Source organism: Romboutsia sp. CE17, from assembly GCF_012317385.1.
Lineage (GTDB): Bacteria > Bacillota > Clostridia > Peptostreptococcales > Peptostreptococcaceae > Romboutsia_E.
Window position 1 is genome coordinate 2,236,176 of record NZ_CP051144.1, and the last position, 16,528, is coordinate 2,252,703.

Annotated in this window: 11 protein-coding genes, 1 tRNA gene and 2 rRNA genes; 4 read left to right on the top strand and 10 right to left on the bottom strand. The window is 34.6% G+C overall.

What is annotated here, in order from left to right; translation table 11 throughout:
- Positions 1-8 precede the first annotated feature (8 nt).
- The 5 genes from HF520_RS10730 to HF520_RS10750 all read right to left on the bottom strand — a co-directional run bounded on the left by HF520_RS10730 (position 9) and on the right by HF520_RS10750 (position 3,884).
- Positions 9-674, bottom strand: a complete 666-nt coding sequence (locus HF520_RS10730; RefSeq protein WP_168574026.1) for a sugar transferase — start codon at positions 672-674, stop codon at positions 9-11.
- Between the two features lie 26 nt (positions 675-700).
- Entirely contained in the window at positions 701-1,414 is a 714-nt protein-coding gene (locus HF520_RS10735; RefSeq protein WP_168574027.1) for a CpsD/CapB family tyrosine-protein kinase, read from the bottom strand.
- 10 nt (positions 1,415-1,424) lie between these two features.
- Entirely contained in the window at positions 1,425-2,105 is a 681-nt protein-coding gene (locus tag HF520_RS10740) for a YveK family protein (protein ID WP_168574028.1), read from the bottom strand.
- A gap of 330 nt (positions 2,106-2,435) precedes the next feature.
- Positions 2,436-3,341 carry an LCP family protein gene (locus HF520_RS10745; protein ID WP_168574029.1) on the bottom strand — a complete coding sequence of 302 codons (906 nt, stop codon included), beginning with the start codon at positions 3,339-3,341 and terminating at the stop codon, positions 2,436-2,438.
- Between the two features lie 72 nt (positions 3,342-3,413).
- A complete protein-coding gene (locus tag HF520_RS10750; protein ID WP_168574030.1) occupies positions 3,414-3,884 on the bottom strand; it encodes a VanZ family protein in 471 nt (156 codons plus the stop codon).
- A 228-nt stretch (positions 3,885-4,112) separates the two neighbouring features.
- On the opposite strand from HF520_RS10750, the gene HF520_RS10755 reads away from it, so the two are divergent.
- Positions 4,113-4,574, top strand: coding sequence for a hypothetical protein (locus HF520_RS10755; RefSeq protein ID WP_168574031.1), 462 nt, complete (start codon positions 4,113-4,115; stop codon positions 4,572-4,574).
- 485 nt (positions 4,575-5,059) lie between these two features.
- On the opposite strand, the gene HF520_RS10760 is transcribed toward HF520_RS10755, so the two are convergent.
- The gene (locus HF520_RS10760) at positions 5,060-5,920 is read right to left on the bottom strand and encodes a YitT family protein (protein WP_168574032.1); all 861 of its coding nucleotides are present in this window, start codon (positions 5,918-5,920) and stop codon (positions 5,060-5,062) included.
- Positions 5,921-6,085: 165 nt separating this feature from the next.
- On the opposite strand from HF520_RS10760, the gene srtB reads away from it, so the two are divergent.
- The gene (gene srtB / locus HF520_RS10765; protein ID WP_168574033.1) at positions 6,086-6,784 is read left to right on the top strand and encodes a class B sortase; all 699 of its coding nucleotides are present in this window, start codon (positions 6,086-6,088) and stop codon (positions 6,782-6,784) included.
- A gap of 144 nt (positions 6,785-6,928) precedes the next feature.
- Here the strand turns inward: srtB and HF520_RS10770 are convergent.
- From HF520_RS10770 to HF520_RS10780, 3 genes are all read right to left on the bottom strand, one after another.
- A tRNA-Thr gene (locus HF520_RS10770) sits at positions 6,929-7,003 on the bottom strand.
- A 71-nt stretch (positions 7,004-7,074) separates the two neighbouring features.
- Positions 7,075-9,976, bottom strand: a 23S ribosomal RNA gene (locus HF520_RS10775).
- Positions 9,977-10,405: 429 nt separating this feature from the next.
- Positions 10,406-11,906, bottom strand: a 16S ribosomal RNA gene (locus HF520_RS10780).
- The 16S and 23S rRNA genes sit together here with 1 tRNA gene alongside, the layout of an rRNA operon.
- Before the next feature lie 426 nt (positions 11,907-12,332).
- Between HF520_RS10780 and HF520_RS10785 the strand changes: the two genes are divergently transcribed.
- Both HF520_RS10785 and rbr read left to right on the top strand, forming a co-directional pair.
- A complete protein-coding gene (locus tag HF520_RS10785; RefSeq protein WP_168574034.1) occupies positions 12,333-13,307 on the top strand; it encodes a delta-lactam-biosynthetic de-N-acetylase in 975 nt (324 codons plus the stop codon).
- A 177-nt stretch (positions 13,308-13,484) separates the two neighbouring features.
- Entirely contained in the window at positions 13,485-14,024 is a 540-nt protein-coding gene (gene rbr, locus HF520_RS10790) for a rubrerythrin (RefSeq protein ID WP_305848758.1), read from the top strand.
- An 84-nt stretch (positions 14,025-14,108) separates the two neighbouring features.
- Here the strand turns inward: rbr and HF520_RS10795 are convergent, their stop codons facing one another.
- On the bottom strand, positions 14,109-16,466 hold the full coding sequence (locus tag HF520_RS10795; protein ID WP_168574035.1) for an SH3 domain-containing protein: 2,358 nt from the start codon (positions 16,464-16,466) through the stop codon (positions 14,109-14,111).
- Positions 16,467-16,528: the final 62 nt, after the last annotated feature.

Sequence of the window (16,528 nt, forward strand, 5' to 3'; positions counted from 1 at the left end):
TTCCCTTCCTAACTTGCAGTTTTATCCCCAAATAAAACAAATACAGTTTTAAATATTAACTTTATATCTATCCAAAGATTTCTCTCTTCTATATATTTAATATCTAGCTCAACCCATTCATCAAATCCAATTTCATTTCTTCCACCTACTTGCCAATAGCATGTAAGCCCTGGTTTTACTAATAATCTTTGCATTTGATAATCTGTATATTGATCAACTTCTCTAGGAATAGGTGGTCTAGGACCTACTATACTCATATCCCCTTTTAAAATATTAATTAGCTGTGGTAGTTCATCAATACTAGTTTTTCGTATAAATCTACCTATCTTAGTAATCCTTGGGTCATTTTTTATTTTAAATACTGGTCCTGTTTGTTCGTTTTGTTCTTGTAATTGTTCTAATAACTCCTCTGCATTGTGAACCATGCTTCTAAACTTGTACATATTAAAAATTTTTCCATTTAGTCCGTTTCTTTCTTGCGAAAAGAATATCTTTCCTTTTGGGTCCTCTAATTTAATTAGTATTGCTACTATTAAAAACACTGGTGATAAAATTATTAGTCCGCATAAAGAGCCTACAATATCAATGACTCTTTTTAAAAATAAATATAACTTGTTTTCCCTTAGATTAACAGGATGTAAAACCCCACCATAAGTACCCAATTCTCTTTCCAAACTTATCCCTCCAAATAAAACTCTTTCTATCTCTTTTTAAATAATCCACGCTTTTCTTTTCTTCTTGAATCTTCACTCCCATAGTAATAGTTGTAATAACCATAAGTGTTCTTATCAACTTCAAACTTATTAAGTATTGCACCTAAAATATTAGCATTAACACTTTCTAATCTTTCCTTTGATAACTTAACTGCATCAATCTCAGCTTCATTACATCCTACTAGTAATATAGTTCCATCTGCATATTGAGTTAATATATTGGCATCAGTAACTACCCCTATAGGTGGAGAATCTATAAATATATAATCATAGTATCCTTTTACCACATCCATAAAGTTTTTCATCTTCTTAGATTGAAGTATTTCTGCTGGGTTAGGTGGCATCTTTCCAACTTTTAATATATCTAGCCCCTTTACTTTAGTTTTTTCTATACATTTATCTACGTCTTTACTTCCTGTAAGGATGTCTGTAAGCCCATTTAAGTTACTTACACCAAACATTTTATGTACACTAGGATTTCTTAAATCGCAATCCATCACTAATACTCTCTTATTTTCAAGCCTTGCAAAAGTTGCTGCTAAGTTTGAGATTACTGTACTCTTACCTTCATTTGCTTGAGTACTAGTTATTAGTATAGTTTTTATATTTTTATCTACATTCGAGAACTGTATATTTGTTCTTATTAATCTATATGCTTCTGCTATATGAGATTTAGGGTTATTGTAACTGTATAATTTCATATGACACCTCCTATGCTATGTCTTCTTCTATAGGTATTACTCCTAATACCGGTATGTCTAAATGTCTTGTTATATCTTCTGGTTTTGTCATTTTTGTGTCTATATAGTGCATGAAGAACACTAGGAATAAACCTATCATAACTCCTAAAACTGTAGCTGTTGCTACGTTCATAACCTTATTAGGCTTTATTGGTGCTTGTGGAAGTATTGCCTTGTCTATTACTTCTGCTCCATTTGCCTTTGTTATTCTTTTTACTTCTTTTGTAAATACCTTTGGTATAGCATTTGCTATATCCATAGCTTTTCTAGCATTAGTATCTTGTACTTTTATGCTTATTATTTGTGTATCGCCTACTGGACTTACACTTATTTTTGATACTAACTGGTCATAAGTCATGTCTAGTCCTAAGCTATCAATAACTTCATCAAGTACAGTTCTAGATTTTATTATTTCTCCATATGTAACTGCTAACTTTTGACTGACAGTATACTCATCCCCTGTCATACTTTTGTCTTCTGAAGCTTCACTTCTATTTACTATTAATGTAGTTTTTGTCTCGTATACTGGACTAAGTACAAAAAAGCTTACTAATGCACTTGATATCATAGCTATTAAAGTTATTAGTATTATGATTTTTGATTTTTTCTTTATAATGCCAAAATACTCTTTTAGGTCTATAGTTTCTTCCATATTTATTCCTCCATATGTTTCTTTCCGAATTTTATGTATTTTTTACAGTTTATAGTTCATATAATTTTTTTACATAATAAAAAGCCCATTTTCCTTATCAATCACCTCAATGATTTGTTTTCTTAAGGTCTATAAGCTTATGTTTCGTTTATAAACTATATAAAACTACATAAAACTACTTTACTCGTTATTATAGTAGCACTATTGTATTTAATTTTAAACATATTCGACAAAACAAGACATGGTTTGTCGGAAATTTTTTCCATTTAATGGAATCCAAATTTATTGACAAAATAAAAGACCACCTTTATTTGTGGTCCTTTATTTTCATTATTCATTTTTATAAATAAAATTATTTAACAGATCTATATTAGTCTCTTCATCCCATAATACTACCCATCCAGCTTCTTTTAACTTTACTTCTTCCTTATAAACAGGGAATTCCATAGTCTCTACATTATCAGTTCCTATTCTTAAAGTCTTATATCCCAAAAGTATAACATCCATAGGTTTTAAATTAGTCTTAACTCCAGACATCATTATATCTAAAGATCCAATGTAAGCTCTTAGTCCTGTGTGCTGTAATTTATTAAGGGTAGATTTTATAACCATTCTTTGCCTTGAGTCTCTTGCATCTGTACTATCTTGATATCTCATTCTACTAAAGGCCAAAGCTTGATACCCATTTAAGTTGAATGTGCCAGCTTTGTCTATAAATTGTATATCTCCTTTATCTTCTTTGCCATAGAGTTCGTAACATACTTTTGTTAGCTTATGCAGTGACTCTAAGTCATTATCTGTAATCTCTACTTCTACCCCACCAAGTAAATCAATTATTTCCATAAAAGAGCTAAAGCTAACTGTTGCATACCTATCAATGTCTATTCCAAAGTTCTCTTTTATAGTTTGTAATAATAGATCTGGTCCTCCATAGGCATATGCATGTGTTAATTTTTCTTTTCCACGATCTTTAATATACACATAGGTATCCCTTCCAAGTGAAGTTAGCTTTATTTTTCTGCTACTTTCATCAATTGTCATTATTATCATTGCATCAGAACGATTACCTTTTTCTAGATTATTCCCATCTACACCTATTAGTAATATATTTTTTATAGGCTTTGATTCTAGTTCTTGTGCATATAAGATACTATTATAAGTAGTAGTAATAAATATAGCTGCAATTAAACTTATAACACTAATTCTTAAAATGTACTTCATAGTTAGTCTGTTCATTTTATCACCATGATTTCTTTTAGATTATAATTAGTTCTTGTTATAAGTTTTCCCAAAGATAAAAGAGTATATTTATTTTTTTATATAATAATAAATACTTATTAAGATTGTTCCTATAGCTCCACCTGTAGTATCAACAATTACATCTCTAAATTCTCCACTTCGTCCTGGTATAAAAAGTTGATGCATTTCATCACTACAAGCATATAAAAATACTAAACTTAAAGTTATTATTATACTTTTTAGTATAACTTTCGAGTTTCTATTATCTTTTCTTGATATAATATAAATAAATGTAAGTATAGCTAGTACAAAGTATAAAAACATATGAGCCGATTTTCTTATTATAAATTCACCTATTGATGAAGTTAATATTGAATCTAACATACTTCCTATTATAGGTGTATTTAGTATCATTGTTATAAATTCTCCAGATTGATTAGCTGATACTGATGATGGTTGATGAGATAGATAAAATATAAATCCCATCCATATTAATATTAAAAATATTTTTGTGCTTATTTTATTTACGTTCTCTTTCATAATATTATCTCCTAAATACCTCTTTTTTGATTTAATATTAAAAATTATATTATCTTTAAATTTTAACACTAATTAGATTATAGAGGTATTTATTTTTAATAATTTGTTTATAATTTAATTACCTTTGAAATATGTAATTCATGAAAGGATTTAGTTACTATGTTTAAATTTATTCGAAATATATTATTTATTTTTATAATTACTATATCAATTATAACTGGTGGCGTTATGTACTTAAATCATCGTACTCAATCTAATTTAAATAATAAGTTCTCTACTGTTTCTAATGAAAACTTAAAGAAATCATCAAATAATGATCTGGAAAATACTTCGACAGAAATTTCCAAGGAAATATCAAATATATTATCAAATGAAGATAATTATGGTATTGCGATAAAATGTGATGATATGCAAGCCTTAGCTTATTTAGATAAAAATACTAAGAAATTTTCTATGGTTAATTTAAATAGCTCCAAGGAGTATGATGCTTTATATGATAAGGCTGATAAATACATAAATTTTGATAGTAAAATTGATTATAGTATAGATGAGCTATCTAGTATGAAAGATGAGTTCATGTCTGCTGATTTATCAAATAAGTATAAGATGATTAAGGAAATTTTAAGTAATACTGATAACAATATAAGTGAAAGTGATCTTATATCGATTTATTTTCAATTTATAAATTAGAAATTATCTTACTTCTATTACTTATCTAAATTATTAAAAATTCGATTTGCCATATAATTTGCTAAAACTTAAAAAGGTTGTATCAAAGTATACTTTGATACAACCTTTTTTTAGCTTTAACAAAACTAATTTTTATTTAGAACTTTTTAGTTCTTGCTCTTGAGCTTGAGATTCTTTTTTTCTAGCTACGATGTCTTTTAACATCTTTTTATTTAATTTTCTTTTATTCCTTTTTTGTATTCTACTAGCCATAAGTATAACCTCCTATTGTTTTTTTCTTTCGGACAATTATATTAGGACAGATCTTATTATGTAATTAATTAAATCGTAGTAGTTTATGTTATAAAAGTCAACAATTAAATATCCTAAAAAATCTCCTTTGTTTTATTATTTACTACTTTGCATTTATTTATATCTTAAATATGGAATTTAATATAATCTCCTAAAATGTAAAAAGAGCCTTGAATATTCAAGACTCTTTTTTATTATACGTTTATTTCTTTAAATCCTTCTCCAAGTACTTCATGTACATCGCTTACTATTATAAAGGCTTTACTGTCTACTCTTTTTATAAGTTTCTTTAGATGAACTTCTTGTTTCTTTTGAACTACTACTAATAATATATTCTTATCTCTGTTAGTATATCCACCTCTAGCATCAAGTACAGTAACCCCTCTTTTTATATCGTTGAATATAGCTTCTCTTAGTTTTTCTTCTTCATCAGTTATTATCATAAATGCTTTAGAATGATCAACACCAGATATAATAACATCTACCATTTTAATTACAACAAATAAAGCTATTGCTGAGTATAATCCTGTTTCTATATTTCTATTAGCTATACCTGCAGATAAAACAACCATTCCATCTATAAATGTTAGACATTTCGATAATGGTATACTTGGGAATATTCTATTTATCATTAAGGCTATAAGATCCGTTCCACCTGTAGAACCATCTACACTAAATACTATTCCTATACCTGCCCCTAAAAATATTGCCCCTGATATTGCAGCTAGTAATGGGTCTTCTGTTGCTGATATATTTGATAGGGAAGATGTTAATTTTATCATTAGTGATAAAGTTACTGTCCCTATTAATGTTTTTATAGAATCTTTTTTACCCAGTATTTTTACTGAGCATATTACAAGTGGTATACACATTACAATCATTACTGTTGAAACTGATAGTCCTGTTAGTTTGCTTATAACTACTGATAGACCACTAAGCCCTCCTGGTGCTATTGTATGAGGAGTTAAGAACATATTAATTCCTATACTTAGTGATAAACATCCTATTATTAGTCCTATTGCTTCTATTATTATTCCTCTTGTCTTTTCTTTCATATATTGCCTTACCTCCATAATTCCTATTATACCAATTTACTACATTATTCTCTATTTATATTATATGGAAATCTAACTTAATTTCAATAAAATGTGACTTTAATATCTATTTGAATATATAATTTTTATTACACTTAAGATAAAATATAGTAAGGAGGTGACATTTTGAAGAAATTTATAAATATATGTATTAATTTTATATTAATTTGTGTATTATTATTCTCTGGTTATAAAATTTTTACGAAGTTACAAGAATACAGAAAAGCTGATACAGTCTACAATGATATAAGAGATAAAGCTAATGAAACTGATGATAAGTCCATAGAGTTATCAAAGATTAACCCTGATTATAGAGCTTGGATTAAAGTTGAAAATACTAATATAGATTATCCAGTAGTTCAATCTGAAGATAATGAGTATTATCTTACTCACGATTTTAATAAAAATTACCTTGCTTCAGGTAGTATTTTTATGGATTATAGAAATGATTTTGAAAATGATAAAAGTATATTAATATATGGGCATCATATGAGAAATAAAACTATGTTTGGAGAGGTTCTTAATTTTAAAAAAGAAGAATTTTTCAAGGAAAATAATTTAATTACTATTGAATATAAAGGTAAAACTTATACATATGAAGTTTTCTCTACTTTTGTAGCTGATTTATCCAAAGATAATTTAAAGGTTAGTTTTGATGATGATGAAGATTATCAAGATTATATTGATTATTTAAAAGATAGATCTTTGTTCGATTCAGATATTGAAGTTAATAGTAATGATAAAATAATTACTTTATATACTTGTAGTTATGAATTTGAAGGTGCTCGTACCTTAGCTCATGCTAAGTTGATTTCAGTAAAATAAAATAAGATGAGCCTTGTGTGCTCATCTTTTTATTTTGAGCAACGGACGAAGTCGTTGGCGACATGAGCAAAGCGAATTTTTTATTCTATAAAATTTTTATATTATAAACTAAAAAAGACTAAGATAATATCTTAGTCTTTTAATTGGAGCTGGTGATAGGAATCGAACCTACAACCTGCTGATTACAAGTCAGCTGCTCTACCGTTGAGCCACACCAGCAAGTATTTTTTTGAAATAATACTTGTTAGTACTTTCAAAACTACATATCATTTAGATTCATCATTTAAATTGTGGTCAAGTCCTCGACCTATTAGTATCGATAAGCTAAATACATTACTGCACTTACACCTTCGACCTATCAACCAGGTAGTCTTCCTGGGGTCTTACCCTTACGGTGGGAAATCTTATCTTGAAGTCGGCTTCGCGCTTAGATGCTTTCAGCGCTTATCCATTCCGCACTTAGCTACCCAGCTATGCCCTTGGCAGAACAACTGGTACACCAGAGGTGCGTCCATCCCGGTCCTCTCGTACTAAGGACAGGTCTCCTCAAATTTCCTACGCCTGCGACGGATAGGGACCGAACTGTCTCACGACGTTCTGAACCCAGCTCGCGTACCACTTTAATGGGCGAACAGCCCAACCCTTGGGACCTACTACAGCCCCAGGATGTGATGAGCCGACATCGAGGTGCCAAACCTCCCCGTCGATGTGGACTCTTGGGGGAGATAAGCCTGTTATCCCCAGGGTAGCTTTTATCCGTTGAGCGATGGCCCTTCCATGCGGAACCACCGGATCACTAAGTCCGACTTTCGTCCTTGCTCGACCTGTATGTCTTGCAATCAAGCTCTCTTGTGCCTTTACACTCTACGTACGATTTCCGACCGTACTGAGAGAACCTTTGAGCGCCTCCGTTACTTTTTGGGAGGCGACCGCCCCAGTCAAACTGCCCACCTGACAGTGTCCCAAGACCAGATTCATGGCCTATGGTTAGAGTCCCAGTACTACAAGGGTGGTATCCCAAGGGTGACTCCACGCAAACTGGCGTTCACGCTTCATAGTCTCCCACCTATCCTGTACATGTAGTACCAAGACCCAATGTCAAGCTACAGTAAAGCTCCATGGGGTCTTTCCGTCCTGTCGCAGGTAACCGGCATCTTCACCGGTATTACAATTTCACCCAGTCTGTTGTTGAGACAGTGCCCAAATCGTTACGCCTTTCGTGCGGGTCGGAACTTACCCGACAAGGAATTTCGCTACCTTAGGACCGTTATAGTTACGGCCGCCGTTTACTGGGGCTTAAGTTCACTGCTTCGATTGCTCTAACAGATCCCCTTAACCTTCCAGCACCGGGCAGGCGTCAGCTCCTATACATCGTCTTGCGACTTAGCAGAAACCTGTGTTTTTGGTAAACAGTCGCTTGGGCCTATTCTCTGCGGCCTGCAAATGCAGGCACCCCTTCTCCCGAAGTTACGGGGTCATTTTGCCGAGTTCCTTAACAACAGTTCTCTGGCTGGCCTTAGGATACTCTCCTCACCCACCTGTGTCGGTTTGCGGTACAGGCACCTTTAACCTCGATAGAGACTTTTCTCGACAGTGTGAAATCAGCTACTTCGCTACTAAATTTCGCTCCGCATCACATCCTAGCATTATTCCTACGGATTTGCCTATAGGAACTGCCTCAATGCTTGCCCGTACATAACCAACAGTACGGTTAGCTTATCCTACTGTGTCATCCCATCTCTCAAACGGTTATTGGTGGTACAGGAATATCAACCTGTTGTCCATCACCTACGCCTTTCGGCCTCGGCTTAGGTCCTGACTAACCCAGGGCGGACGAACCTTCCCCTGGAAACCTTGGGTTTACGGCCTGTGGGATTCTCACCCACATCTCGCTACTCATGCCAACATTCTCACTCGTATACTGTCCACATGTCCTTACGGTCATGCTTCAACCTGCATACGAAGCTCCCCTACCCATCATAATGATGCCGTAGCTTCGGTAGTACGTTTTAGCCCCGGAAATTTTCGGCGCAGGATCACTCGACCAGTGAGCTATTACGCACTCTTTAAATGAGTGGCTGCTTCTAAGCCAACATCCTGGTTGTCTGTGCAATCCCACATCCTTTACCACTTAACGTACATTTAGGGACCTTAGCTGACGATCTGGGCTGTTGCCCTCTTGACTATGAATCTTATCACCCACAGTCTGACTCCCAAGTATAAGAATACGGCATTCGGAGTTTGATAGTCTTCGGTAAGTGCAATACCCCCTAGGACATTCAGTGCTCTACCTCCGCTTCTCTCAACCTTGAGGCTAGCCCTAAAGCTATTTCGGGGAGAACCAGCTATCTCCGGGCTCGATTGGAATTTCACCGCTATCCACAAGTCATCCCCGAGCTTTTCAACGCTCGTGGGTTCGGTCCTCCACGAAATTTTACTTTCGCTTCAACCTGCTCATGGATAGGTCGCCCGGTTTCGGGTCTACGCCAAGTAACTTAAATCGCCCATTTAAGACTCGCTTTCGCTACGGCTCCACACCTTAAGTGCTTAACCTTGCTACTTAACGTAACTCGTTGGCCCGTTCTACAAAAAGTACGCGGTCACACAAGAAATGTGCTCCCACAGCTTGTAAGTACAGGGTTTCAGGTTCTATTTCACTCCCCTCCCGGGGTTCTTTTCACCTTTCCCTCACGGTACTATGCGCTATCGGTCACTAGGTAGTATTTAGGCTTGGAGGATGGTCCCTCCTGCTTCCCACAGGGTTTCACGTGTCCCGTGGTACTCTGGATCATGTCTAAAGTCTTCTCGTTTCAGCTACAGGGCTATTACCTTTTATAGCGGAGCTTTCCAACTCTCTTCACTTACGATACCTCTTCGTTAATGACATGTCCGCAACCCCAACGAAGTAAACTTCATTGGTTTGGCCTGTTCCGCGTTCGCTCGCCGCTACTTACGGAATCGATTTTTCTTTCTCTTCCTCCAGGTACTTAGATGTTTCAGTTCCCCGGGTTCCCCTCGCTAAGCTATGTATTCACTTAACGATACTTAGACATTACTCTAAGTGAGTTTCCTCATTCGGAAATCTTCGGATCAAAGTTTACGTGCAACTCCCCGAAGCTTATCGCAGCTTATCACGTCCTTCATCGGCTCCTAGTGCCAAGGCATCCGCCCTGCACCCTTAATAACTTGACCAGTTATTAAAATGCTTCGCCAATGTCTTTACCTTCATATTCATTCAGGTAAATCCCATTGCTCAAAGTTTGTAATTTTAAAGACTTTTCTTGTCTATTTATAATTAAATGATGTCATATCACTAAATGTTATGCAGTTTTCAAAGTGCTAACGCACGTCGCCAACGGTCACTCCCATTTGGTCGTGCTGCGTTGCTTAAAGTACAAACCATTTGGCTACGCCATATATGAGGTTTTAATTCATTGCTTTTCTCGCCCACCCCACTTTGTTTTGATAAAACTAGCGAAGAGTATACGATAATGGCAATGTTATTTGTCATTTGTAAGCCGCTTTTTTTGGCTTACTTGACAATAACATGCCATATCGAAGCCTCGAAGCGGGATTTACAGAACAAACCCTCAAAATTAAACAGTAGGTAATTCTCCTTAGAAAGGAGGTGATCCAGCCGCACCTTCCGATACGGCTACCTTGTTACGACTTCACCCCAGTTATTGGTTTCACCTTCGACGGCCGCTTCCAAAAGGTTAGCTAACCGGCTTCGGGCGCCCCCAACTCCCATGGTGTGACGGGCGGTGTGTACAAGACCCGGGAACGCATTCACCGCAGCATTCTGATCTGCGATTACTAGTAACTCCAGCTTCATGTAGGCGAGTTTCAGCCTACAATCCGAACTGAGAATGGCTTTAAGGGATTAGCTCCGCCTCACGACTTGGCTGCCCTCTGTACCACCCATTGTAGCACGTGTGTAGCCCTAAGCATAAGGGGCATGATGATTTGACGTCATCCCCACCTTCCTCCAGGTTATCCCTGGCAGTCCCTCTAGAGTGCCCAACTTAATGCTGGCAACTAAAGGCAAGGGTTGCGCTCGTTGCGGGACTTAACCCAACATCTCACGACACGAGCTGACGACAACCATGCACCACCTGTCACTTCTGTCCCCGAAGGGAAATCTCCGATTAGGGAGAGGTCAAAAGGATGTCAAGCTTAGGTAAGGTTCTTCGCGTTGCTTCGAATTAAACCACATGCTCCGCTACTTGTGCGGGTCCCCGTCAATTCCTTTGAGTTTCACTCTTGCGAGCGTACTTCCCAGGCGGAGTACTTAATGCGTTAGCTGCGCCACCGAAGGGGGTAACCTCCGACAGCTAGTACTCATCGTTTACGGCGTGGACTACCAGGGTATCTAATCCTGTTTGCTCCCCACGCTTTCGTGCCTCAGTGTCAGTTACAGTCCAGAGAGCCGCCTTCGCAACTGGTGTTCCTCCTAATATCTACGCATTTCACCGCTACACTAGGAATTCCACTCTCCTCTCCTGCACTCAAGTTTCCCAGTTTCAAAGGCTTACTACGGTTGAGCCGTAGCCTTTCACCTCTGACTTAAGAAACCACCTACGCACCCTTTACGCCCAGTAATTCCGGATAACGCTAGCCCCCTACGTATTACCGCGGCTGCTGGCACGTAGTTAGCCGGGGCTTCCTCCTCAAGTACCGTCATTATCTTCCTTGAGGACAGAGCTTTACGACCCGAAGGCCTTCATCGCTCACGCGGCGTTGCTGCATCAGGCTTTCGCCCATTGTGCAATATTCCCCACTGCTGCCTCCCGTAGGAGTTTGGACCGTGTCTCAGTTCCAATGTGGCCGATCACCCTCTCAGGTCGGCTACTGATCGTCGCCTTGGTAAGCCGTTACCTTACCAACTAGCTAATCAGACGCGGGTCCATCCTATACCGCCGGAGCTTTGATAAGAAATCCATGCGAATCTCTTATATCATCTCGTATTAGCGTACCTTTCGGTACGTTATCCGTGTGTATAGGGCAGGTTACCCACGCGTTACTCACCCGTCCGCCGCTCACCCCGAAGGGTTCGCTCGACTTGCATGTGTTAGGCACGCCGCCAGCGTTCATCCTGAGCCAGGATCAAACTCTCAAATAAAATTCGCTTTCGCTCATTTCGCCAACGTCTATTTTCTCCGAAAATATCCCGTTGCTCAAAATTTGTCCTTTGCTCAGACTAATCATTATCTGAATATCTGGCTTGGTTGTTTGTGTTTAATTCTTATATAAAGAATTTAAATTATATAAATTAACCTACTGTTTAATTTTCAAAGTTCATTTTGTCCTTTTCTTTCGGACAAGTATTACTATATCATCTATAAAAAATAATAGCAATACTTTTTTTCATTTTTTTATTATTTTTTTCATTTTTAGATATAATTATGATTCCTTATCTCAAGGTATTATACTATCATATATATAGGTATTTTTTTAATTAAACTTTTTTTAACTTTGTTTTAAAAGTTTCAGGTATTGTTAATATTTTTTAGTAACATAAATATTATGTGTAAGGAGATTTTAAATTATGCAAAAAAAAATAATTTATTTATTATTATTTTCAACACTAATGATTTACTTAACGGGTTGCACCCTTTTCAATAAAACTGAAGATATATCTTCTAACCAAAACGAACAACAACACATAGACAATAACAAAACAAATACTGAAGCTACTAAAAATTCCTCTGATGCTAATTTAAATAATGATAGTAATATCACTAACCAAGATAATATTCATGTTAATTCATCTGAGTCTAGCAATACTATAAATACATTAGATGAAGAAAGCATTAGTTGGTTCTATATCCCAAATGACTCTCATACCACTCCTAATATAAACCCAAAGCTAACTTATGATTTATCAACCTATGATGCTATTTATAATGGTAAAACAACTTCTCAAGTAATTCCTAATGAAGATACCTCAGAAAGTACTAAAACATTATATTTAACTTTTGATGAAGGATATGAAAACGGATATACAACAAAAATATTGGATATATTAAAAGAAAAAAATGTAAAAGCTGTTTTCTTTGTTACCTCATCTTATATAAAAAGTAACCCTGACCTTATAAAGCGAATGGTATCTGAAGGCCATGTAGTTGGTAATCATAGTAAAACTCATCTTTCTATGCCTACTTTAACTTCTGATACTGAAAAATTTAATGAAGAATTATCTGATGTAGAATCACTATATGAAAATCTTACTGGTCTTAAAATGGCAAAGATATTTAGACCTCCTATGGGCAATTACTCTGAAAAAAGCCTTTCAATGACACAAAATTTAGGATATAAAACAGTATTTTGGAGTTTTGCATACGAAGATTGGGATCCTGAAAAACAACCTGAGGCAAGTTATTCTAAAAATAAAATTTTAAACAATCTTCATGATGGCTCTATATTGCTTTTACATGCTGTTTCCAAAACTAATACTGAAATTTTAGGAGATGTTATAGACTCTGCTAGAGCAAATGGCTATGAATTCCAACTAGTAGAATAACAGTTTATCTTTTTTTAATATAATTATAAAAATAATAATAATAATATAAAAATAATAATAATAATATTTTTTTTTACAAAATTTTTTTTATATAATTGTTAAAATCCAATTTCTGGTATAAATTAGATATTAATACCATAAGTTATATTATGCGAATTTTTATTTAGGGAGGATATTATGGAATTAAAAGGAAGTAAAACTGAAAAGAATTTATTAGCTGCTTTTGCAGGTGAGTCTGAAGCAAGATGTAAATATACATATTATGCTTCAAAAGCAAAAAAAGAGGGTTATAATCAAATAGCAGCAATATTCGAAGAAACTGCTAATAACGAAAAAGAACATGCTAAAATATGGTTCAAACTTCTTCATGATGGAATTCCATCTACTGAAGAAAATTTAAAAGATGCAGCATATGGTGAAAACTATGAGTGGACAGATATGTATGCTACTTTTGCTAAAGAAGCAGAAGAAGAAGGATTCACTAAAATAGCATACCTTTTCAAGGCTGTTGGAGAAATAGAAAAAGAACATGAAGAAAGATATCGTACTCTTCTTAAAAATTTAGAAGAAGAAGCTATCTTTGAAAAAGAAGATACAGTTGCTTGGCATTGCCAAAACTGCGGACATATACATCATGGAAAAAATGCACCTAAGGTTTGCCCTGTATGTGCTCACCCACAAGCATATTTCCAAGTTAGAGCTGAAAACTATAAATAAAATTTAAATATATAAAAAAACCGCCAGTATAAATTTTATACACTTGGCGGTTTTTTTTAATGTTGTGTTAAGTATTTAATTAAATTACTTTATTATTCCATTAACTATGTTATCAGCCATTATTTGATATGCTTGACTTCCTTTAGATATGAATTTATCCATATCTATTTGATCTAAGAAACATCCTTCTACTAATATAGCTGGCATATTTGTATTTTTTAATACATATAAGTGGCTTCCATCCTTAACCCCTCTATTTTTAAAGTTAAATGAATTTGCTAAATTGTTTACTACATTAGTTGCTAAAGATTTAGACCCAGATTTTGTTGAGTAATATACCTCTGTTCCATTAGCTCCTTCAACACCACTATTAAAGTGTATAGATACAAACTTATCAACTTCATTTGCATTAGCTGCTGCAGCTCTTAATTTTAATTCATTACTTTGGCTATGACTTCCATTAGGCTTAGTTTCTACAACGTTATATCCTAAGCTTCTTAATTTATAAACTACCTTTTTTCCTACTTCTCTTATTAGATAGTCTTCATCATATATTCCATTTATTGCACCTCTAAGAACTGGTCTTGCTACGTTATGTCCTAAGTCTACAGCGATAGTTTCTTTTACCATATGATCTACTTCATCAGCAACTACAAGTCTTATTTCTATATCTGCTATAGACTTATCAACTTGTATCTCTCCTGATATATCTCCATCTTTAACCCAGTTTTGCCATCCTTGATTCTCAACCTTTACTCTATAGAATATATGATAATTTGATGGTGCATTCTTTAATTTTATTTTTACACCTTCTATATCTGAATTAGAGTTTGATACTGTTGCTCCATTTGAAGCAGTTTTCCAACTTCCATTTCCATATGTACTATATTCTATATCAAAGTTTTCATTTGACTTTATTGATAATGATTTTAAACCATTAGATATATTTTTTTCCATAGTTAATAAATCTTGATACTTATCATATTCAGAATTCATAACTTCTTTATTCACAGGAGCATCTACATATGATGGTGTTGATGTCGGAGTTGGCAGAGGCTTTTGAGCTGTACTTGAATTATCACCTATTTTTATATAAGTTGCACTTGCCCATCCTATAGTTCCATTAGATAATTTTATTTTATACCATCCATCTTGACTTCCTAATATTGTGACATTAGTATTTTTTGTTATTTGAGTTACAACATTGTGACTTGTTCCTGGTCCACTTCTTACATTAAGTACATCTGTTGTTACATATCCTATTTCAGTAGATTCTTCTTCTCCATCTTCAGTATCTTCAGTATTTCCGTTATTATTGTTATTATTATTGTTATTATTGTTGTTATTGTTATTTCCGCTATCTGGATCTATTTCTGGTTTCGTTTCTGTTGATCCTCCAGTTGAGCTAGAAGTTATTTTTATATAATCTCCACTTACCCATCCTGTCTTTCCACCAGATAATTGTATTTTATGCCATCCTTTGCTTGTCTCTAATATTGTTACAGTTTGGCCTTTTTTAACTGTTCCTATCTTTGAATAAGATGTTCCTGCTCCACTTCTTACATTTAGTACATCTGTTGTTACTGTTCCTATTTTCTTACTATTTGATGTTGAGTCAGATGTACTTCCTGATGAACTTCCTGAGTTTGACCCTGATGAGCTAGAGCTAGAAGTTATTTTTATATAATCATCTATTACCCATCCTGTCTTTCCACCAGATAATTGTATCTTATGCCATCCATTACTTGTTTGAAGGATTGTTACAGTTTGACCTTTTTTAACTGTTCCTATTTTTGAGTAAGATGTTCCTGCTCCACTTCTTACATTTAATACATCCGTTGTTACTGTTCCTGTTTTCTTACTACTTGATGTTGAGTCAGATGAACTTCCTGATGAACTTCCTGAGTTTGATCCTGATGAACTAGAGCTAGAAGTTATCTTTATATAATCATCTATTACCCATCCTGTTTTACTTCCTGATAATTGTATTTTATGCCATCCATTACTTGTTTGAAGTATTGTTACAGTTTGTCCTTTTTTAACTGTACCTATCTTTGAATAAGATGTTCCTGCTCCACTTCTTACGTTTAATACATCTGTTGTTACTGTTCCTGTTTTCTTACTACTTGATGTACTACCTGAGCTTGATGAACTTCCTGATGAACTACTCGAATTGCTTTCTGAAAGATATTCTTTACTTGAGTATCCAACTTTATTGTTATATTTTATTTTTGCCCATTTCCCTTCATATGAAATAACCTCTACTTTTGTATTCTTCTTTATAGTAGTTATTATTTTGTTGCTCGTGCTTGGCCCTGTTCTAAAGTTTAAGTTTGCTGTAGTTACTGCATACTTAGTAGCTGCATCAACTATATTTGTAAATGCCATAGCTGCTGTTAAAATACCAGCACCTAGTAAAGCTCTTAATCTTTGATTCTTCATAATTCCTCCTATTTTCCCATTTTTTATAAAAATATTATATATTCATTATAGAAAAATAGGAG

Excerpts from the sequence above, each read along its gene's own strand:
- HF520_RS10760 (WP_168574032.1), bottom strand. The coding sequence starts at position 5,920 with ATGAAAGAAAAGACAAGAGGAATAATAATAGAAGCAATAGGACTAATA.
- rbr (WP_305848758.1), top strand. The coding sequence starts at position 13,485 with ATGGAATTAAAAGGAAGTAAAACTGAAAAGAATTTATTAGCTGCTTTT.
- HF520_RS10735 (WP_168574027.1), bottom strand. The coding sequence starts at position 1,414 with ATGAAATTATACAGTTACAATAACCCTAAATCTCATATAGCAGAAGCA.
- HF520_RS10755 (WP_168574031.1), top strand. The coding sequence starts at position 4,113 with ATGTACTTAAATCATCGTACTCAATCTAATTTAAATAATAAGTTCTCT.
- HF520_RS10795 (WP_168574035.1), bottom strand. The coding sequence starts at position 16,466 with ATGAAGAATCAAAGATTAAGAGCTTTACTAGGTGCTGGTATTTTAACA.
- HF520_RS10745 (WP_168574029.1), bottom strand. The coding sequence starts at position 3,341 with ATGAACAGACTAACTATGAAGTACATTTTAAGAATTAGTGTTATAAGT.
- HF520_RS10740 (WP_168574028.1), bottom strand. The coding sequence starts at position 2,105 with ATGGAAGAAACTATAGACCTAAAAGAGTATTTTGGCATTATAAAGAAA.
- HF520_RS10785 (WP_168574034.1), top strand. The coding sequence starts at position 12,333 with ATGCAAAAAAAAATAATTTATTTATTATTATTTTCAACACTAATGATT.
- HF520_RS10750 (WP_168574030.1), bottom strand. The coding sequence starts at position 3,884 with ATGAAAGAGAACGTAAATAAAATAAGCACAAAAATATTTTTAATATTA.